Annotated in this window: 17 protein-coding genes; 10 read left to right on the top strand and 7 right to left on the bottom strand. The window is 39.0% G+C overall.

Going from position 1 to position 20,357, the window contains the following annotated elements:
- Positions 1 to 24: 24 nt before the first annotated feature.
- The 3 genes from lacD to J7S27_00615 all read right to left on the bottom strand — a co-directional run bounded on the left by lacD (position 25) and on the right by J7S27_00615 (position 2,988).
- Positions 25 to 1,014 (bottom strand): tagatose-bisphosphate aldolase, encoded by a 990-nt coding sequence (lacD, locus tag J7S27_00625; GenBank protein ID QTU83061.1) that lies wholly within the window; start codon positions 1,012 to 1,014, stop codon positions 25 to 27.
- 61 nt (positions 1,015 to 1,075) lie between these two features.
- Positions 1,076 to 2,245 carry an SIS domain-containing protein gene (locus J7S27_00620; GenBank protein ID QTU83060.1) on the bottom strand — a complete coding sequence of 390 codons (1,170 nt, stop codon included), beginning with the start codon at positions 2,243 to 2,245 and terminating at the stop codon, positions 1,076 to 1,078.
- Positions 2,246 to 2,277: 32 nt separating this feature from the next.
- Positions 2,278 to 2,988, bottom strand: coding sequence for a GntR family transcriptional regulator (locus tag J7S27_00615; GenBank protein ID QTU83588.1), 711 nt, complete (start codon positions 2,986 to 2,988; stop codon positions 2,278 to 2,280).
- Between the two features lie 242 nt (positions 2,989 to 3,230).
- On the opposite strand from J7S27_00615, the gene J7S27_00610 reads away from it, so the two are divergent.
- Complete coding sequence (locus tag J7S27_00610; protein QTU83059.1) at positions 3,231 to 4,163, top strand: DUF561 domain-containing protein; 933 nt, start codon at positions 3,231 to 3,233, stop codon at positions 4,161 to 4,163.
- Between the two features lie 469 nt (positions 4,164 to 4,632).
- On the opposite strand, the gene J7S27_00605 is transcribed toward J7S27_00610, so the two are convergent.
- A complete protein-coding gene (locus J7S27_00605; GenBank protein QTU83058.1) occupies positions 4,633 to 5,931 on the bottom strand; it encodes a CHAP domain-containing protein in 1,299 nt (432 codons plus the stop codon).
- Between the two features lie 153 nt (positions 5,932 to 6,084).
- Here J7S27_00605 and J7S27_00600 point away from each other — a divergent pair, with 153 nt between their 5' ends.
- The 3 genes from J7S27_00600 to J7S27_00590 all read left to right on the top strand — a co-directional run bounded on the left by J7S27_00600 (position 6,085) and on the right by J7S27_00590 (position 9,958).
- The gene (locus tag J7S27_00600; GenBank protein QTU83057.1) at positions 6,085 to 6,906 is read left to right on the top strand and encodes an HAD family phosphatase; all 822 of its coding nucleotides are present in this window, start codon (positions 6,085 to 6,087) and stop codon (positions 6,904 to 6,906) included.
- Between the two features lie 12 nt (positions 6,907 to 6,918).
- Positions 6,919 to 8,028: an O-antigen ligase family protein gene (locus J7S27_00595; GenBank protein QTU83056.1), complete on the top strand. Its 1,110-nt coding sequence runs from the start codon at positions 6,919 to 6,921 to the stop codon at positions 8,026 to 8,028.
- 82 nt (positions 8,029 to 8,110) lie between these two features.
- On the top strand, positions 8,111 to 9,958 hold the full coding sequence (locus J7S27_00590) for a heavy metal translocating P-type ATPase (protein ID QTU83055.1): 1,848 nt from the start codon (positions 8,111 to 8,113) through the stop codon (positions 9,956 to 9,958).
- A 202-nt stretch (positions 9,959 to 10,160) separates the two neighbouring features.
- Here the strand turns inward: J7S27_00590 and J7S27_00585 are convergent, their stop codons facing one another.
- Positions 10,161 to 11,567 carry an amidase gene (locus J7S27_00585; GenBank protein ID QTU83054.1) on the bottom strand — a complete coding sequence of 469 codons (1,407 nt, stop codon included), beginning with the start codon at positions 11,565 to 11,567 and terminating at the stop codon, positions 10,161 to 10,163.
- Positions 11,568 to 11,706: 139 nt separating this feature from the next.
- Between J7S27_00585 and J7S27_00580 the strand changes: the two genes are divergently transcribed.
- The 4 genes from J7S27_00580 to J7S27_00565 are packed head-to-tail and all read left to right on the top strand — an operon-like array spanning position 11,707 to position 15,941.
- A complete protein-coding gene (locus J7S27_00580) occupies positions 11,707 to 13,632 on the top strand; it encodes an ABC-F family ATP-binding cassette domain-containing protein (protein QTU83053.1) in 1,926 nt (641 codons plus the stop codon).
- Positions 13,629 to 15,110: a threonine synthase gene (locus tag J7S27_00575; protein QTU83052.1), complete on the top strand. Its 1,482-nt coding sequence runs from the start codon at positions 13,629 to 13,631 to the stop codon at positions 15,108 to 15,110. Before J7S27_00580 ends, J7S27_00575 begins: the two co-directional genes overlap by 4 nt.
- A gap of 3 nt (positions 15,111 to 15,113) precedes the next feature.
- The gene (locus J7S27_00570; protein ID QTU83051.1) at positions 15,114 to 15,680 is read left to right on the top strand and encodes an EndoU domain-containing protein; all 567 of its coding nucleotides are present in this window, start codon (positions 15,114 to 15,116) and stop codon (positions 15,678 to 15,680) included.
- A 9-nt stretch (positions 15,681 to 15,689) separates the two neighbouring features.
- Positions 15,690 to 15,941, top strand: a complete 252-nt coding sequence (locus tag J7S27_00565; GenBank protein QTU83050.1) for a hypothetical protein — start codon at positions 15,690 to 15,692, stop codon at positions 15,939 to 15,941.
- A 117-nt stretch (positions 15,942 to 16,058) separates the two neighbouring features.
- Here the strand turns inward: J7S27_00565 and J7S27_00560 are convergent, their stop codons facing one another.
- Positions 16,059 to 16,988 (bottom strand): glycosyltransferase family 2 protein, encoded by a 930-nt coding sequence (locus tag J7S27_00560; GenBank protein QTU83049.1) that lies wholly within the window; start codon positions 16,986 to 16,988, stop codon positions 16,059 to 16,061.
- A 132-nt stretch (positions 16,989 to 17,120) separates the two neighbouring features.
- Between J7S27_00560 and J7S27_00555 the strand changes: the two genes are divergently transcribed.
- Positions 17,121 to 17,621 (top strand): divergent PAP2 family protein, encoded by a 501-nt coding sequence (locus tag J7S27_00555; GenBank protein QTU83587.1) that lies wholly within the window; start codon positions 17,121 to 17,123, stop codon positions 17,619 to 17,621.
- Between the two features lie 6 nt (positions 17,622 to 17,627).
- Positions 17,628 to 18,599, top strand: a complete 972-nt coding sequence (locus tag J7S27_00550) for an NAD(P)/FAD-dependent oxidoreductase (GenBank protein QTU83586.1) — start codon at positions 17,628 to 17,630, stop codon at positions 18,597 to 18,599.
- Positions 18,600 to 18,770: 171 nt separating this feature from the next.
- Here the strand turns inward: J7S27_00550 and J7S27_00545 are convergent, their stop codons facing one another.
- Complete coding sequence (locus J7S27_00545) at positions 18,771 to 20,210, bottom strand: proline--tRNA ligase (protein ID QTU83048.1); 1,440 nt, start codon at positions 20,208 to 20,210, stop codon at positions 18,771 to 18,773.
- Positions 20,211 to 20,357 lie beyond the last annotated feature (147 nt).

The raw sequence follows: 20,357 nt of genomic DNA, 5'->3' as shown, positions 1-20,357 counted from the left end.
CCCTAGGGCGTGGCGTTTATATTTCTATTTTACAGTAGCTTTTGTATGCCATGAACTTGCTGTTTCATTTACGACAGCATTCAAGCTTTCAATGTTTGCTTTTCCTTCAGTACGCAACCACTCCAATGTTTCTTCTAGAGTGCCCGTTACAAAAGGTTTTACACCATGTTGCCATGTTGCACGGCCACATAACACACCGTTGAATGTTGAACCCGCTTCTTTAGCAAAACGTAATGTATCTTGGAACATTTCAGCAGATACACCTGCACTTAAGAAAATAAACGGTAGATGTGTTGCTTCACTTTGTTCTTTAAATAGACGCATTGCTTCTGCTTTTGTATAAACGACTTCATCTGTTCCAAAACCTTCCACGTATTTCATATTTACTGGTACTTCTACTTTCAATACATCAACATGGTATTGCGGTTTAGAGAATTCTTTCATCATTTCATTAACTTTATGTGCTTTAACTTTCGCAAATTCTACAGAATTGCTGTCTGCATTTGTTGCGTCGTAAGATACTAATTCTAAATAGAACGGAATATCTTCTGCAACACACTCACTACCTAAACGTTCAATAAACGCATGTTTTTGTTCGTTAATTGAAGCATCTTCGTCAATGTCATAGTACAACAAGAATTTCACAGCATCTGCACCGGCTGCTTTAATGCGTTTTGCAGACCAAATGCTTAATAAATCTGGTAAACGTCCTGGAACTGTTGCGTCATACCCTGTTTTTTCATACGCCAATAGTAAACCGGCGTTTTCAGCACGCGCATTTGCACCTGGCAACCCATATTCTGGGTCCAATAAAATACTTGATGCATACGGTGTTAATTCACGAGATACCAACACTTTAAATTCTTCAATTTGTTCTTGAGTTGGTTCTACGCCTAACGCCGTAATCATTTTTTTCAATGCTCCACGCTGGTCAATGGCTAACGCGCTAATAATGCCGTTTTCAGTCGATAATCGATCCATTGCAGCTTTTTTTCCTTGTGTCAACTCTAACATATCATTCTCCTTTATTTTGAAATTTCTTTATACAACTTCCCGAGGTGGTATAAACGAACCCTTATTGTTCGTACGGATGCAAAATAACCCCTTTAACCACACGGTTAACTGTGCCACTTGGTGACGGTGTATCTGGTGTATTGCCCACTTTTATAGACGCTAACAATGAAATCGTTTGAGCAAATAGTACATCTGGTAACGCCAAGTAAGCGTCTGGTAATACATGTGTTGTGTCAAACGCAAAGGTTGTTCCTGTAAAGCCTTCAAGTGTATCTACTTGTCCAATGGCTACAGTGTCCACCGCGATTTGATCTCCTGAAATTTCATTGATAATATCAAGATCATACAAACGTGTATAAGGATGGTTATTGATAAATGTAAAGACAATCGTTTTATGGTTTACAAATGATTTTGGACCGTGACGGAATCCCATTGAAGAATCGAAAATCGTTGTCATACGTCCTGCAGTTAACTCCAACACTTTTAATTGTGCTTCACGTGTTAAGCCAGCTAAACTACCTGAACCTAAGTAAACGATACGCTCAAAGTCTAAATCAACTAATTTTTGAATATCTGCTTCTCTTTCAATAACAGATTCCCCTAATTGAGACGCCACTTTAACGTGCGCTTCTTTTGTTGACAAATCAGTCGTATCGAAGACTAAAACAGCCGTTAATAACATGCATGAATAACTACCTGTCATCGCAAATCCTGCATCGTTTGAACGTTCTGGCATCATCAATAACAATACATTGTCATTTTCCGGTGCACGTTGCGCTAATTTACCTTCTGGTGCGCAAGTGATGAAAATGTGGTAGACGTTATCAATACTTTGGTTGGCTAAGTCTACAGTTGCAATACTTTCTGGTGAGTTACCACTTCTTGCAAATGACACCACAATTGTTGGTTCGTCTTTAAAAAAGTATTCATACGGTGTTGCAACGATGTCAGTTGTTCCAACACTTGAAAATTCAATTTGATGACGATTGCCAAATTGTTTTAAATATGGTAGCGCTGTATCTCCGACGTATTGCGATGTCCCCGCACCCGTAAAGATCACTTTCACGTGTTCGTGTTTTGCTAAAATATCATTTAAAAACGCATCAATTTTTGATTGACGTGATTGATACAACTGTAATGTTTCCAACCACAATTCTGGTTGCTGTTTAATTTCACGTGTTGTAATTTCAGCTCCACGTGCTTCTAACGCTTCTTTTGATAATTGAAACATATTTCCTCCTTTTATTTTTAAATGGTTAAACCCTAAACTTTTCGCTCATGTGTAATGTGATAACGGAATTTATCCCCACGAGCAATGGACTGCGTATATTCAATCAGTTCATTATGATGATTAAACGTTGTACGCTCAATTGTAAATACCGGTGAGTAATCACTGATTTCAAGTATTTTTGCCTGATCTCCCGAAACCACTCCCGCAAAAAACTCTTCATTGGCTAAGCGAATACTTTGCTGATAGGTTTCGTTCAAAACAGAATAGAGCGGTTTTTTTTCAATCATTTTTTTCGTTAATTTCGGAAATAATTCTACCGGCAAATAACTCACTTCATACATAAACGGCTCATTATCCGCCAGACGCAAGCGTTCGATGCGATAAACTTTATTTCCTACATCAACGGATAAGCGTGGTGCTAACGTTTCATCGGATGACACAATCGAAAAATGAAGCACTTTTGTAGATGGCACTTTACCTAAGGTAATCATCTGTTCTGTAAAACTATACATTTTAGATAAATTGGCTAATCTATCTTTAAACTCCGATACAAACGTCCCTTTTCCATGCCGTTTGTAAATATACCCTTCGATTTCCAATTGTTTGAGCGCTGAACGTACAGTTGTTCGACTCATGTTATAAAAAGTCGCTAATTCGCGTTCGGATAACATTTTATCGTGCGGTGCCATTTGCGTATTAATTTGATGTTTTAACGTATTCATCAATTGATCGTACAACGGCATCTCTTTATTCAACACATCATCTCCTTTTATTTGTCAACTGGTTACTACCACTTTACAATCAAACTATACTCCTATCTGTTTTTTTTGTCAATTCATTTTTTTGCATTTGTCCGTCACAAATTTAAAATAAGAAAAAATTACACTATCTATTAGTTTTTCATATACGAATCAGTATTGTTTTTCATTGTGTTATCGCATACAATTTAATTGTGAATAAAATAACAAACTAAGGGAGGAATACGATGTCCATCACAAAATTGTTAAATATTAAATACCCTATTTTTCAAGGTGCTATGGCGCAAATTGCACGCCATGAATTAGCCGCAGCAGTCAGTAACGCTGGCGGTTTAGGTATTATTGCATCAGGGGGGATGCAACCTGAACAATTACGCGAGGAAATTCGTCAATTACGTGAACTAACTGATAAACCGTTCGGTGTCAACATTATGTTGATGATGCCAAATATTAAAGAAATTGTAACGGTCATCATTGAAGAAAAAGTGCCTGTTGTCACTACCGGCGCTGGAACACCAAAACATATTTTACCTTACTTAAAAGAAGCAAATATTAAATGTATTCCTGTTGTTGCCAGTGTAAAACACGCTTTAAAAATGCAAGAACTAGGCGTTGATGCCGTTGTTGCAGAAGGAACAGAAGCGGGTGGGCATATCGGAAATACAACAACAATGTCTTTAATTCCACAAATTGTTGATGCTGTTACAATTCCCGTTATCGCAGCGGGCGGTATTGGTGACGGTCGCGGTATTGCAGCCGCGTTTGCACTCGGTGCTAGTGGTGTTCAACTTGGAACAGCATTTTTAGCTGTTGAAGAGTGTCCAATTGCCCCTGCATACAAACAAGCCATACTCGATGCCATCGACACAGATACTGTTGTTACGGGTAGAACAACAGGTGCTCCTGTTCGTTGTTTACGCAATGCCATGACAGAACAATTCATTGCCTTGGAAAAAGCAGGTACCGATCGCGATGAATTGGAAAAAATCACTATTGGTTCTTTAGCTAAAGCGGTATACGACGGAGACGTCGAAAACGGATCATTAATGTCGGGACAAATTGCTGGTTTAATCAAAACGATTAAGCCAACAAAACAACTTATCGAAGAACTTTTTGAACAGGCAGATGCTGTTTTAGCACAAGCAAAAGTTCTTTATTAACTTTAACTCTCCTTATCAATCAATTGATTTAATCAAACAAAGGCACTCTTGCTTCGAGTGCCTTTGTTTGTTGATGGTATTGGTGACTTTCATGATATCGCCAACATTTTTAACGCTTATAGCACATTTCAAATTACCCTTACCTTTAAAAAGCACCAATTCATTTTCTTGCAGTCGCATTTGGCAGTTATTTACTACCACATTTGACATAGAACCTTAAAATAAGAAAACCGATAACAAAGAACATTCCTCGTTACCGGCTAATAAAGTCGCTTAATTTTTGAGCGCCCACACCATTTGACATAGACCCCTTAATTGAGAACCCACACCATTTAACACAAAACTGCAAATCATTAGGACTAAACCGTCCATTTCGCAGACGATACAAAAAAAGACTGTTGACACTTTCATTGGTCAACAGTCTATAACGTGATACTCACGCCTTTTTTATACAGTTTATTATGCCGGATTATAAGCCAAAATCAATATAATCCCCTTGTGCTGCATGTGCGGCAGATACTACACGTGTTGAAATGATAAATTCACCAATATAGTTCATTTCTGAAACTAAAATGGATCCATCACCATAAACCGCTTCAACAAACGCCACGTGACCATACGGTGTGTTAATTCCCGCTTCTCCACCTTGCCATGAAACAGCTGTTCCCACTTTAGGTGTGTTAGACACTGAATATCCATTAACTCGTCCGTAATAGCCCCATTCTCCACCATTTCCCATTAAGGAATGACGAATCGGTGAACCTAATTGCGCTAAACGGTTGAATACGTACCATGTACATTGACCTGGATAGCCACCGTTTAAACTTGCGATAAAAGATGGATTTGGCGCAGGGTAATTGCCACTACCCGATACAAACGATGTTACCGACGAAGATGTCGATGTGCTTGATGGTACTGATGATGCCTCATACGCATTCGTCGAAACCGTTCCACCATGAGCGGTTACATACTCTGCACGTGCACGTTCTTCTTCTGCAAGACGTGCTGCCAACGCACTTTGTTGTGCTGCTTGACGTTGGGCTTCTAATTGCGCTAAATATTGTGCTTGCGCTTCTTTAGCTTCATCAATTTTCGCTTGTAAATCAGCGTTTTGTGCTTGTGTTGATGCCGTTTGTGATTCAATCGTCGATAATACTGTCTCTAAGTTCCCGCGACGATCTGCTTGTTGAGACGCCAACGTTTGCATATTTGCAGCACGTTGTCCTTGCTCTTGCAATTTAGTGTCTAACTCCACTTTTTTAGCTTCAACTTTTTCTTTATCCACTTTTTGTTGTTTTAAGACATCGTTTGAAGCAGATGTTAATTCAGTCATCGCCCAAATTTTTTCAAAAGCTTCTACGATTGATTCTGATGAAAAAATAGCTTTTAACAAATCGCTACTTGTATTTTCAGTTTGCAAATAACGCGCTTGCTCCACAATTTTTTCAGCACGTTTTTCAATCACTTCATTTAACTTTGTAATGTCCGATTCCAATGTAATAATTTGGTTTTGTGTGTCAGACATTTGTTGTGCTAATTGATTTAATTGTAATTGTGTATCTTCTATTTCTTTAACTAACGTTGTTAGTTGTTGTGCAGTTGCTTGTTGCTCTTGTTGCAACGCTTGAATGGTTTGGTTATTTTGTTCAATTTGTTGCGCATTTTGATTGATTTGTGCTTCATAATCTTCTGCATACGCCATAACAGGAGAAATAACCGCTCCAGATAAAACTAGGATACTCGATAGCAAGACTAATCGTCTTTTCATAAAAAAACCTCCAATCTATCGTCCTTGAAATATTTTAACACCATTATGTACCTATTACAATTACAACGATATTACACTCTTGTTACATACGAATCTGTGTTTTTTATTTGTTTAGTGGTATACTGGTGAAGTACATTGAAAAAAGGAGTTATTATGACACAGCAAAAACATATTATTGCCATTGATTTGGATGGCACATTATTACGCAACGACCACTTGCCATCTGCTTTTACGATAGACACACTGCGTAAAGTACACGAACAAGGACATACCGTCATTATTACAACAGGTCGTACTTATTCAAGTAGTCAACACATTTATGACTTATTAAATATTCCAACACCGATGATTAATAGTAACGGTGCTTACTGCCATTTCCCTAACCATCCCGATTGGAGTGGCACACAAGTGAAATCGATTTCACTAGAGTTGGCACAACAAATTTTTGAATTGACACAAACACAAGACTTGGGTTACTTAGCAATGGAAACCTTAAAAGACATTTACATTACGAGCTTTGAAGCGTTAAAGAGTCCTTATTTTGCAAGTTACGCTAAAAATCCGACTTTTTTACATTCACCAAGCGAGTTAAAAGAACAGCCAATCGCTTTTTACTGGTTGTCCACACCCGCACAACAACCTTATATTCAACAACTGATTGCTGAAACAATTGAAACACCACTTGAAGTTTGTACGTGGGGCGGTGAACACCCAAGTTTAGACATTACACCTAAAGGCGTTCATAAAGCATTTGGTATTCAACACGTTGCACAACATCTTGATTTAGCACACGCACCTGTGATTGCTTTTGGCGATTCAGATAACGATGTGCCGATGATTGATTTTGCAACAATTGGTGTAGCGATGGCAAACGGGAATGAAAATGCCAAATCTGTAGCAAACGTTATTTTAGACTTATCTAACGAAGAAGACGGTGTAGCACATTTCTTAAAAAACTATTTTTCAATTGATTAAAGGACGCTCATCATGATTCATATTATTGTTGTTTTGTCGCTATTACTACCGATTCCAATGCCACTGATTGCAATAGCTATCGGCGTGGGATACGGCTTAATTAAATATTTCCGTATCATTTTGAAACACCTATTCACCCATAAAATGATTTTGGCGTTATTTGGTATCGGGACAATCGGTAGCCTGCTGAGCCAAAACACCGCCGGATTAATCGTCGTTATGTTGCTGTTTGGATTATGGATTTATTTCATCACACTAAGCCAAGAAATGACGTCTTTCTTATTTGAAGGTGCAACATCTGTTTTATTAATCGCCAGTTGGTTTCACGCCGGATACGCTCTATTGCAACACTTAAAAATCTTTTTTGGCCCAGATTATCACGCGTGGCATGAATCCATGATTTCTTGGCGCGATGGTCGGGCGGATTCCGTCTTTTTAAATCCGAATTACTATGCATTTATGTGTGTGGTGTACATTTTAATTGCACTGTATAAAGCCCAAACAAGCCAAGCGAAAGTGCGGTACTATTTGACAATACTCATCAATATGCTTGGCGTTGTGTTTACGCAATCCCGCACAGCATTTGCGGTCATTTTTATCGTTATTTTTACGTTTTATTATTGCGCGCTCCCACATTCACAGCGTAAGTGGTTGCGTATCGGCGCAATTGGGACACTCGCCATTTCACCGTTGTTTCAATTGTTACCGCGATTTGATTACGGCACGATTGTGGCACATTTAGTGGATATTCGCTTTGAAATTTGGCAAGTTTCTTTACATGCCTTTTTGAAAAGAGCGTTTTTTGGGTATGGTCCGTTTGCTTATCGTATGCTACATACAACATACGGCAGTTATCCAACACAACACGCGCATAACTTATATATTGATAGTTTGTTAAACTACGGTATTGTCGGAGTTATTTTACTCATTTGCGTATTGGTGTGGTTGATAAAACGCATGATGCCACTACGATCAACTCACACACCGCTTTTTGCGCTCGGTATGAGTTGTATCGCGCTAATACTGACACACGGTTTGTTAGATGTATCGATTTTATTTGTCCATACGTTAAGTGTTATGGGTTTTCTATTTATCTATATGCTCAAAAAAGAGGCGCATTAAATCGCCTCTTTTTATTTATAATCATTCTAAATAACTTGACACAACCCCTTACTATGATACACTTATTTTAGGAGGTTAACCTATGAAAAAGTGGCTTACTCATCTCGATATGACATTGACCATTATTAGTGGTCTTTTGATGATTTTAGGGTTTATTTTATCCTTTAACGGAGCGGACGGAACGCTTTGGTTTATTTTTTCTTTTTTAGTTGGTGGATTTTTTAGCGCTAAAGAAGGTGCCGAAGAACTCATTTACGAAAAACATTTAAATGTCGATGTGTTAATGATTTTGGCTGCCATTGGTGCGTGTCTTATTGGTAACTGGGCGGAAGGTGCTCTTTTAATTTTTATCTTTTCATTGGCCGAAAGTTTAGAAACGATGGCAATGCAAAAAAGTAAAAATGCGATTGAAAGTTTACTCTCTCTCACACCCAATACGGCAAGACGTCTTAATGGGACAACTATCGAAGAAGTGCCTTGTGACGATTTAATGATTGGCGATATTATCCAAGTTCCAAAGGGGCAAATCGTTCCCATAGACGGCGAGTTGGTATCCCCTTACGCATTACTTAATCAATCGAGTATTACTGGTGAAAGTATTCCCGTTGAAAAAAATGTTGATGATGTGGTGTATGGCGGTACATTAAATGAATCGGATGCCTTTAACATGCGTGTGACGGTTACAAATGATAACACTCTGTTTTCGCGCATTATTAAGTTAGTTGAACAAGCACAATCTACGCCATCAAAAACAGCTAGTTTAATTGAACGTATTGAAGACACATACGTTAAAGCAGTCTTGATTGCCGTACCGTTGTTCATGATCGTGATGCACCTTGTATTTCAACTATCTTTACACGACGCATTTTATCGTGGCATGGTCTTATTAACCGTTGCATCGCCTTGTGCATTGGTGGCGAGTGCCACACCGGCGACATTATCCGCCATTAGTCGTGCCACAAAAAATAATATTTTATTTAAAGGTGGCGTGGCACTAGACCACACTAGCCGTATTCGCGCCATTGTTTTTGATAAAACAGGGACACTAACAACAGGACATATGCGTGTGGCGACAACACACTATTTTGCAGATGAAGACTTTGTAAATGGTATGGTGTTATTGGCTGAACAACAATCTACCCACCCAATTGCCAAAGCCATTCAAGCACATTTAAAAGATACCCCCTTGCTTAACGTTTCGTCGATTAACGAAATAACGGGTAACGGGTTTGAGGTAGCAACGGACGATAACGTCTATCGTATTGGAAAAGTTGGATTTGCGCATTGTGATGAAAACGCCAAAACAATGGTCAATCAATTACAATCTACAGGGGCAACCGTTATTTTAATGAGCAGTCCTACACAAACATTGGGTGCTTTTGCCATTGAAGATACGATTAAACCACACACCAACTCAGTTATCGACACATTGAAAGCATTGAACGTTACGCCGATTATGATGACGGGCGATCAGGAAAAATCGGCGCGGTACGTTGCAGAGCAACTCGGCATTGAACGCGTGTACGCAAATTGCTTGCCAGAAGACAAAAACGGTCTCATTAAAACGTTACAAAACGAGTTTGAGCAAGTCGCTATGGTTGGTGATGGAGTGAACGATGCACCTGCTTTGGCGCAAGCGAATGTGAGTTTTGCGATGGGAAGCGGTAGCGACATTGCTATGGAGACAGCAGATGTGGTGCTAATTCGTGATGATTTATCACAAATTCCATTTTCAATTGGTTTGTCAATTGCACTAAAACGCATCATTACACAAAACATTATTTTTTCATTGGGTATGATTGCACTATTGATTATCACGAATATTTTGCAAATCATTAATTTACCGATTGGGGTAATCGGACATGAAGGTAGCACCATTTTAGTCATTTTAAATGGCTTACGTTTACTGTTTTATCAAACGAAATCATAAAAAAACGACTGCTGACAAATAATCTTGTCAGCAGTCGTTTTTCGTAGTGTCCATTAAGTTGTATAGTGCTTGTTTGCACTAACCTTATTCAGTGCAAGAACGAAGCCATTTCATTGGTAGCAACCGTCTGATACGATACTAACAAGTCAAAAGGTCAGCAAATACCGGCTTTTCATCAGGGCATTGCCTATTTATCCCGCGATTACGGCATCAATCGTTTTGCCACATCAAATAGCAAACTTTCCATCCCTTTTGCAGCAGTCACTTGGACACCCATCGGCATCCCGTTTGCACTAGTGCCTAATGGCAACGTTATAGCTGGTTGTCCTGTTAAATTCGCTTGTTGTGTAAATGGTGTGAGTGTTAATCCGGGCATAAACATATCCCAGACAAATTGCTCTTTTTCACTTTGTGAACAGTTTTCAACTTCACTAGCCCACGTGGCTACGTCATTCATTACGCCATATTGTGATACTAGCGGTGCTTCAAAAGCGTTTGTTGGTTGAATCAACACATCATACGTTTGATGAAATTGTTGCATGATTGCATTCGCATGATCCCATTCGTCTAAAACACGTGAATACTCGCTGGCTAAAATCTGTTTGCCGGATTGATAAATTAACCATGACATATCTTCCATGTCAGAACGTTCCACTTTTCGACCGATTGATTTTTCAGCATGCTGAATCATTTTTACGGTTTCCGCACCATTCATCTTATAATAGCCTTTCATTAACGCGATGCCATCTAATTGTGGAGCAGTTTCAACCACCTCACACCCAAGTTCACTCAATCGTTTTACTGTATCGATAACGACACGTTTCGCATCTTCGCTAACAACCGTTCCAACAGGCGAGGTGACGCTAAAGGCAACGCGTAACGGGCGACTGGCAAATGGTTTGGCTAGCGGCAACGTAAAAGGCGATTCAAATTGCTCTGTTTGCATATGGTAAAACAATGATTGCGTACTTTCTAACGAATTTGCCAACACAAAATTTACCGACGCTCCTTGCCACCCACGATAACTACTTGGACCACTTGGTATACGCCCTCGAGACGTTTTTAACCCAATAAGACCTTGCCAACTAGCCGGAATACGAATGGAACCACCCCCGTCACTTGCTCCTGCTACACTCACCATTCCACTTGCAACGGCACTTGCCGCTTCACCACTAGAGCCTCCCGCATGCCGTAAACAATCGTGTGCATTAACCGTTGTGCCGTGCAGACGCGATTGCGTATAATTTTTAAAACCAAACTCACACGTTGCCGTCTGTCCGACAACAATAAACCCCAAGTCGAGTAATTTTTGCGTGTAATGATCTGTATGTTGTGACACGTAATGCTCAAATAATTTTGCTCCAGATGTATTTTTTTCACCTTTTAACTGTTGCCCTAAATCTTTTAGCAAAATCGGCACGCCCGCAAATGCCTTACTGAAATCGAGTTGTTGAGATTCTTGCAACGCTTGTTCAAATCTTTCTGACACGAGTGCACGATACGTCCCATTCATGTCTTCGATGCGCTTGATGGTTTCTAAAACAACTTCTTTTGCCGAAACCTCCCCTTTTTTAATTTGTCGTGCAATTTCTAATGCATCTTGATGCATAACTTTCCCTCATTTCAATGATTTTTCATTCTCTTTCACTTTGATTATACCATATTGCTAATTTCATGATATGATTACAGGGATAGATTGTTGTGGTGTAGACTGCAATGACAAAACAGCATATAAGGAATATAAACGCATGATTATTTTACAAGGGCAAAATCTCTCACGACTATTTGGTAGTGACATATTGTTTGACCAACTCGATATTCAAATACAAGACACTTCACGTATTGCATTAGTTGGGCGAAACGGCAGTGGAAAATCAACTTTATTAAAAATGCTCGCCGACATTGAAGCACCTTCGGGTGGGACGATTTCAAAAGTAAAACAATTAAAAATTGGTTACTTAGATCAACATTCTGCCGTAGATACGACCAATAGCATATGGGATGAAATGTTAAGTGTATACGCCGAAACAATCGCCTTACACAAACAAGTTGAACAAGCTGCGCTACAATTAAGCGATGATCGTGTCTTAAATGATACAACCGCCTACGAATTGGCATTAAAGCAATACGACACATTGCAACACCAACTCGAAGAAATGGGTGGGTATCGCTATGAAGCCGATATTAAATCAATTTTACACGGGTTTGGTTTTGCCAACATGGATTACACTCGACCAATTAGCGAATTATCCGGCGGACAAAAAACGCGTTTGGCTATGGCAAAATTATTGTTGGAAAAACACGACTTACTCATTTTAGACGAACCGACAAACCATTTAGACATTGACACACTATCGTGGTTAGAAAATTATTTAACGCATTACAGCGGGGCTTTATTAATCGTATCTCACGACCGTTACTTTTTAGATAAAGTCGCTAATGAAGTGTACGAAATTAGCCATCATAAAATGCACCATTATAAAGGTAATTACACGTACTATTTAGAAGAAAAAGAACGCCGAATGGCGCAATGGGAAAAAGCGTACGAGCAACAACAAAGCGACATCAAAAAAATGGAAGACTTTATTGCTAAAAATATTGTGCGTGCTTCAACAACAAAACGGGCACAAAGTCGACGCAAACAATTGGAAAAATTAACCCGTATCGAAAAACCGACAGGCGATGAAAAGGTAGCGCGCTTTTCATTCCAAAGTGAAAAAGAAAGCGGAAATGTCGTCTTACAAGCAGAAAATTTAGCCATTGGATACGAAGATACGACGTTGAGTGCGCCGATTCATTTAGACATTCGTAAACAAGACGCCATTGCCTTGGTTGGCCCAAATGGGATTGGTAAAACAACTTTGTTAAAAACGTTATTGCAACAATTACCAGCATTAGGCGGGCATATTCATTACGGTACAAACGTTTCAATTGGGTACTACGATCAAGAGCAACGCCGATTAAATGCGCACAAAGATGTCCTACACGAAGTATGGGACGATTTTCCAACCATCAATGAAAAAGATATTCGACAATTGCTCGGTGGCTTTCTATTTAGTGGCGACGACGTTCAAAAGTCAATCGGTTTATTAAGCGGTGGCGAAAAAGCTCGTGTCCTCTTATCCAAATTGGCATTACAACACGACAATTTTTTGATTTTAGATGAGCCGACAAACCATTTAGATCTAGATAGTAAAGAAGTTTTAGAAAATGCATTAATTAATTTCGATGGTACCATTTTGTTTATTTCGCATGACCGTTACTTTATCAATCGTGTAGCAACACGCATTATCGAATTATCACCAATGGGTAGCACTTTATATGACGGTGATTATGATGACTATTTAACTAAAAAAGCACAAATCATGCCATTAGAGCCACAAGTGCTTACGCAGACGACAACACAACAAAAACAAAACTTTCAAGAAACAAAAGATTTTCAACGCCTGGTTCGCCAGCTGACACGAACCATTGAAAAATTGGAAGCGGATATGGCGACATTGGAAGAAGAAAACGCCCGGTTAAACGAACAATTAGCCGATCCTAATATGTATAGCAATCATGAAAAAGCCTATGCGCTACAACAAACAATCGACGAAAACACACATCAGTACGACGATTTATTGACCGAGTGGGAAAACACACATCAGCAATTGGAGGAATTACAACAATGACATATACAAGTACGAGAGATAATACACAACGTGTAACGGCAAGCCAAGCGATACTAAACGGCATTTCATCTGACGGTGGATTATACGTTTTAGATAAATTACCAACGTTTGCGACAGATACGTTAGAACGACTTGTAGGCGCAACGTATCAAGAGGTGGCAAAAGCCGTTTTACCACTATTTTTAGATGATTTTACACCAGAAGAAATTGATTACTGCATTCAAGCAGCGTACAACACGAAAAACTTTAGTACAGACGATATGGTGGCACTTCACACCGTTAATCATCACCACTATTTAGAACTGTTTCACGGTAAAACATTAGCGTTTAAAGATATGGCATTATCTATTTTGCCTTATTTGATGCAAATTTCAGCAAAGAAAAATGCTTTGAAAAATGAATTGGTCATTTTAACGGCAACCAGTGGCGATACAGGTAAAGCCGCACTTGAAGCGTTCCATAACGTTGAAGGGATTCACATTTTTGTCTTTTATCCAAAAAATGGTGTCAGTGCCATTCAAGAACACCAAATGGTGAGTCAAGTTGGCGATAACGTACACGTCTTTGGTATTACGGGTAACTTTGATGACGCACAAACAAAAGTGAAACACTTGTTTAACGATGCTACTTTAAATAACACGTTAGCCGAGAGGGGTTATCAATTTTCATCTGCCAATTCGATTAATATTGGTCGTTTAGTTCCACAAATTGTGTATTACGTTTATGCGTACACACAATTAGTCGCAAACAAAAAAATTGAATTCAATCAAAGTGTGAATGTTTCTGTACCGACTGGTAATTTTGGTAACATTTTGGCTGCCTACTACGCAAAAGCACTTGGCGTACCGTTTAACACACTGTTATGTGCCTCAAACGAAAACAATGTTTTATCTGACTTTTTCCAAAGTGGAACATACGACAAAAATCGTCCATTTATCGTGACAAACTCACCATCAATGGATATTCTTGTTTCAAGCAATTTGGAACGCTTAATTTATCATGCAACGGGTAATGATGCGACACAAACAAAAGCATTAATGACACAATTAAACGAAACGGGTCAATACACTTTAGAAAGTGATACCATTTTAAACGACTTTATTGCAGATACCATTTCGCAATCCGACACATTGACACACATTCGTGATGTGTTTGAAAGCAATGGCTATGTGATTGATCCACACACCGCTGTAGCAAGCGCATTAGTATCGCGTTACGAGTCGATTACCAATGATGTGACGCCAACGATTATTGCTTCAACGGCTAGTCCATTCAAATTTGCCAATAGTGTTTTAGACGCTTTAAATAGTAAGTACACCGACAATACGCCATGGGATATTATTGACGCCCTATCACACCAGACACAATTACCTTTACCACAAGCATTGGTAGAGTTAAAACAATTACCGGTGCGCTTTAATCAAACCATTGACACAAGTGATATGGCAAATGTCATTACATCAACTTTAAAAGGATAACGTATGAAAAGTATAAAATTTTGGGTAATTGCGCTAATGTCCTTTATGTTAGTGGCATGCGCAAAACCGGCAAATACAGCAGAAAACACCACTTTGCAACCATCAAATGCTAAAAATACGACAAAAACAGAAACTACGACTACTAAACAACCGTTAGTCAATCAAAAGTTGTCGTCTTTACAACATACCGAGCATTTTTTAAAAAATGCGATTGTTCATATTTTTGAAGGCGAAATTAATCGAAACGGACAAGCCGTTGGCTATCATTACGAGGGGTTAAATACATCTAAAGCAAAAATTGTTGAAAACACCCGTTCAAAAACAGACAAAAACGGTGTGTATCGTGCAAAAATTACGATTGACGGAAAAGAGAAAAATGCATTTTCATCATTTTTCCCAAATACGTGGCCTATTCAACAAGTCGTGGATACGATTAACGAAGCGTATGACAATCGTCAACATCAATCGGGAAACATTTATAATGGGACAACGAAAAGTGGTATTACGGTACAAATGTATTTAACAGATGACAACAAAATTATTTCAGCCTTTCCGCTGTACAATCGATAGAGGTAATGTATGAACGAATTATTTGATATGTTTTTAGTCAGTGATGTGGCTAATTTTGGCGATATTATTTTAGACGAACTCACTGCTGTCATGAACGGCGAAAAAGAAACTGGTGAATTTAGTGGCAATATTTTTGATTTAAGCATTCGAAAAGACTATGCCACACTAACCAATTTATTAGATGAACGTATGGCACAATCTAAAATGCGCACACGCTATTTATACGCGCTTGTAAAAAGTGAAGTGGCATCCGATTTCTAATCAGCAACACTTAAACAAGTTGACCAATAAAACGATGGCTGATGCCACCAACCGATTGGTCATAACGCAAAAACACTCTCATTCCCGTTGCATTGGGATACGAGAGTGTTTTTAATTTTAAGATTTGTCGACATTACTTTCTTCAATAATGTAATGCGGACGCTTTTTAACTTCATAATAAATTTTTCCGATATATTCCCCTAACACACCAATCGATAGCAGTTGAACACCACCAATCAATAGAATGGCGGTCATTGTTGTGAAATAACCGTTTGAGGATACGCCTTTTGTAAAAAATTCAACAACCATCGCAACAATATACACAATACATAACGACAAGATGAATAAACCTAGTTTTACACACATGCGTAGCGGTTTATCGTTGAAAGATAGAATGCCTTGTACCCCGTAATTTAATAAACTTTTCAATGAAAATTTAGAAGCGCCTGCCGCACGTTCCACATTTTCATAAGGTAAATAATATTTATTATACCCAACCCATGAAAACAAACCTTTTGAAAAACGATTGTACTCCGGCAAATCTACTAACGATTGAATCACACGACTCGACAACAATCGAAAATCCCCCGCACCGTCTTTCATTTCAACATCCGTTAAACGATTGACTAAACGATAATACCATTTTGAAAAAAACGTCTTTGGCGCACTATCCCCCGTACGCGTCCGCGTGGCAATCACTTGATCATACCCTTCGTCATATTTTTTCAGCATGTCTTTAATGAGCATTGGTGGGTGTTGTAAATCAGCGTCCATTATAACAGCAACATCACCCCTGCATGCTTTCAACCCAGCAAGCATGGCACTTTCTTTTCCAAAATTTCGACTAAAGCTAATATATTTAACACGTGCATCATGTTGTGCAAATGATTTAATACTCTCTAACGTTTTATCGCCACTACCGTCATTGACAAAAATCAATTCATACGCATCAATCGGTAGTTTTTTCATCTCATTCGACAACACTTGATACGTTTGTTCAATAACTTTTTGTTCGTTAAAACACGGTATAATTACAGATAATTTCATCATTATCTCCTATTTATTCTCATTTTTTATCGTTTTTCGCTTCTTTATTATAGCACGCTTCCAATTACTTTTTTCTGTTAAATACATTTTTTTATGATAAAATGTAGATGATTACCTGTTGAAAGGAGGGTTATTGTGCCAGTCACAAATTTTCCGCTATTGGCATCTTTACTCGCAATAGCCGTTGCACAAATTGTTAAAATTCCGATTGCCTATTTAATGAAAAGCGACCGTGCGTCAGTGAAATTAATTACGTCTACTGGAGGTATGCCAAGTTCTCACTCGGCTGCCGTGAGTGCACTCATTACCGCACTCACGATTCAATATGGCATCCAATCTCCTTACACTGCTATCGCCATCACATTCGGTGTTATCATTATGTTTGATGCGATGGGTGTACGCCGACAAAGTGGCGAACAAGGCATTGCACTAGAAAAATTAATTACGGAATTAGAAGATAAAAAATTAGTCGAAGGGTTAACTTTTAAAGATCCAGATGATGACGAAGATTTAGACTTACGTCATATGATTATCAATAAATATTTAGGGCATAAACCAACAGAAGTCTTTGCGGGTATGCTAACGGGCTTATTTACCGCCATTTTACTCGACTTTATTTTACTACGCTTATAAGAGGTTATTGTGGAATTATACGATATTACAATTATTGGTGCGGGACCTAGTGGATTATTCGCTGCGTTTTACGCACATTTACGACAAGCAAAAGTCAAATTGATTGATACGTTGCATCAAGTCGGCGGTCAACCCGGTATGCTTTATCCAGAAAAAAATATTTTAGACATTCCCGCTTTTGCCAACATTACGGGCGCACAGCTAGTAGATCAGTTGAGCGAACAATTAAATCGATTTGAAACAACCATCTGTTTAAATGAAACCGTCGAAATGATTGAACAACAAAATAATTATTTCGTATTACAAACGAATAAAACACAACATTTTAGTAAAACCGTCATCATCGCTCTAGGTGCAGGTGCTTTTAAACCGCGCACACTGAATTTACCCGGTATGGATACTTACCGCAACATTCACTATTACGTTTCTAATTTACAGCAGTACGCTAATCAAAACATTGTCATTCTAGGTGGTGGCGACTCTGCTGTGGATTGGTCACTCGCCTTTCACGATATCGGTGCCAACACCACCATCGTGCATCGTCGCGAAACGTTTAGAGCATTGGAGCATAGTGTTGAGCAACTCAATGACGCGGCGATTACGCAATACAAGCCTTACGTGCCCGTTGCCTTACACGGAACTGGTGATGTGTTGGAGCGTATCACTTTAGAGCATGTGAAAACCAAAGAAACGATGGATATCCCAGTTGATCACTTGTTTGTCAATTACGGGTTTAGTTCATCGGTCGGCAATTTAAAATCATGGGGGTTGGATTTAAACCGTTCGCTCATTAACGTCGATATGACACAACAAACCTCGATTCCGGGCATTTACGCCATTGGAGACTGTTGTGTACACGACGGAAAAGTAGAGTTGATTGCCACAGGATTTGGCGAAGCACCGATTGCCGTCAATCACGCCATGCACTTTATCAATCCAAACGAACGCATTCAACCAATGCATAGCACTAGTTTATAATTATGTCATATCAAATAGGGTTGATGGCATACGCCACCACCCCCTAAAATTATGCGCTTTTTATAATTTGCAGTGTTTGTTTTCCCGCTAAAATAACAGTCACAAAAGCCCCTGAAACGAACACTATCGTTTCAGGGGGTTACTTTATCAATACAGATGATTCACAAACTTTTAATACGCTCGTGCAATCCATACCGTATGTTTAGCGGGTTTACCCGTCACTAAACACGTTTCTTTTTGAACTGGTGGCGCAAATGGAATATTACGTGTCGTGAAACCTGTCTCTTCTTTAATGCGTTTTTCGGTTTCTTCGCTACCATCCCAGCCAATCAATACCCAACCCGGAATATCGCCAGCTTCTTTTTTCGTTTGAATGTGTGCTTTTAATTCTTCTAACGTATTAATATGTGTATGTTCATTAGCCGCTCTATAGGCACGTGCTGTTTCTAATAGACGGGTTTGCATTGTTTCTAATTCGTTTTGAACGGTTTCAATTAAAGACTCAAATGGTACGGCAACTTTTTCTTCTAAATCACGCATTTTTGTCATCACTTGTCCATTTTCTAAATCACGTGGACCACATTCAATGCGCATTGGTACACCTTTTAATTCCCACTCATTAAATTTATATCCCGGAGAATTGTCCGTATCGTCAATAAGCACGCGAACACCTTTTGCCTTTAGTTGCGCAAAAATCTCATCTAATTTTTCCATGATGCTTGGATTTTTTTTCCATGGTCCAACTGGAATGAGCACTACTTGTGTTGGTGCTAAACGTGGTGGCAATACTAATCCTTTTTCATCACCATGTGTCATAATCGTTGCTCCAATTAAGCGTGTCGATACACCCCATGATGTTGTGTGCGCGAAAACATGTTGATTATTTTTATCTAAATATTTGATGTCAAACGCTTGCGCAAATTTGGTTCCCATGTAGTGACTTGTTCCAGCTTGCACCGCTTTTCCATCTTTCATCATCGCTTCAATAGAATACGTTGCTACGGCTCCGGCAAAACGCTCACTTGGTGTTTTTTCGCCGTCATAAACAGGTACGGCTAATAATCCTTCAACAACCTCTTTATAAACGCTTAACATACGCATTGTACGGCGACGCGCATCTTCTTCATCTACATGAGCCGTATGCCCTTCTTGCCATAGAAATTCGGATGTTCGTAAAAATGGTAACGTCTTTTTCTCCCAACGGAACACATTTGCCCATTGGTTAATTTCCATTGGTAAATCACGATATGAATTAATCCAGTTACTAAACGCATGCCCTATCATTGTTTCAGACGTTGGACGTAATGCCAATTTTTCTTCTAATTGTTCACCTGCGGCTTCTGTAACGAATGGTAATTCAGGTGCAAATCCTTCAATATGGTCTTTTTCTTTTGTGAAAAAAGATTCTGGAATTAACATCGGAAAATACGCATTACGCACACCTTCTTCTTTGAATCGAGCATCAAACTCCTTTTGAATGTGTTCCCACAATTCGTATCCATCGGGTTTAAAAATCATACACCCACGAACTGGCGAATAATCCATTAAATCCGCTTGTTGAATGGTTTGCAAATACCATTTTGAAAAATCTTCACGTTGTAAATTTGTCATATTTTTCTCCTTCTTGCTGTGGTGTAAAGCACACTACATCTTATAAAGCAAAAATACCACACAACCGCCCTTCGAAAAGGACGCAATTGCGTGGTACCACCTTAATTTATACTCTACCTTGATAACGGAGTGGACTCCGACGACCAT

Source organism: Carnobacteriaceae bacterium zg-C25 (genome assembly GCA_017945845.1).
Classification (GTDB): domain Bacteria; phylum Bacillota; class Bacilli; order Lactobacillales; family Aerococcaceae; genus WM01.
This window is presented reverse-complemented; position numbering and strand designations above follow the sequence as displayed.

Excerpts from the sequence above, each read along its gene's own strand:
- lacD (QTU83061.1), bottom strand. The coding sequence starts at position 1,014 with ATGTTAGAGTTGACACAAGGAAAAAAAGCTGCAATGGATCGATTATCG.
- J7S27_00620 (QTU83060.1), bottom strand. The coding sequence starts at position 2,245 with ATGTTTCAATTATCAAAAGAAGCGTTAGAAGCACGTGGAGCTGAAATT.
- J7S27_00615 (QTU83588.1), bottom strand. The coding sequence starts at position 2,988 with ATGCCGTTGTACGATCAATTGATGAATACGTTAAAACATCAAATTAAT.
- J7S27_00610 (QTU83059.1), top strand. The coding sequence starts at position 3,231 with ATGTCCATCACAAAATTGTTAAATATTAAATACCCTATTTTTCAAGGT.
- J7S27_00605 (QTU83058.1), bottom strand. The coding sequence starts at position 5,931 with ATGAAAAGACGATTAGTCTTGCTATCGAGTATCCTAGTTTTATCTGGA.
- J7S27_00600 (QTU83057.1), top strand. The coding sequence starts at position 6,085 with ATGACACAGCAAAAACATATTATTGCCATTGATTTGGATGGCACATTA.
- J7S27_00595 (QTU83056.1), top strand. The coding sequence starts at position 6,919 with ATGATTCATATTATTGTTGTTTTGTCGCTATTACTACCGATTCCAATG.
- J7S27_00590 (QTU83055.1), top strand. The coding sequence starts at position 8,111 with ATGAAAAAGTGGCTTACTCATCTCGATATGACATTGACCATTATTAGT.
- J7S27_00585 (QTU83054.1), bottom strand. The coding sequence starts at position 11,567 with ATGCATCAAGATGCATTAGAAATTGCACGACAAATTAAAAAAGGGGAG.
- J7S27_00580 (QTU83053.1), top strand. The coding sequence starts at position 11,707 with ATGATTATTTTACAAGGGCAAAATCTCTCACGACTATTTGGTAGTGAC.
- J7S27_00575 (QTU83052.1), top strand. The coding sequence starts at position 13,629 with ATGACATATACAAGTACGAGAGATAATACACAACGTGTAACGGCAAGC.
- J7S27_00570 (QTU83051.1), top strand. The coding sequence starts at position 15,114 with ATGAAAAGTATAAAATTTTGGGTAATTGCGCTAATGTCCTTTATGTTA.
- J7S27_00565 (QTU83050.1), top strand. The coding sequence starts at position 15,690 with ATGAACGAATTATTTGATATGTTTTTAGTCAGTGATGTGGCTAATTTT.
- J7S27_00560 (QTU83049.1), bottom strand. The coding sequence starts at position 16,988 with ATGAAATTATCTGTAATTATACCGTGTTTTAACGAACAAAAAGTTATT.
- J7S27_00545 (QTU83048.1), bottom strand. The coding sequence starts at position 20,210 with ATGACAAATTTACAACGTGAAGATTTTTCAAAATGGTATTTGCAAACC.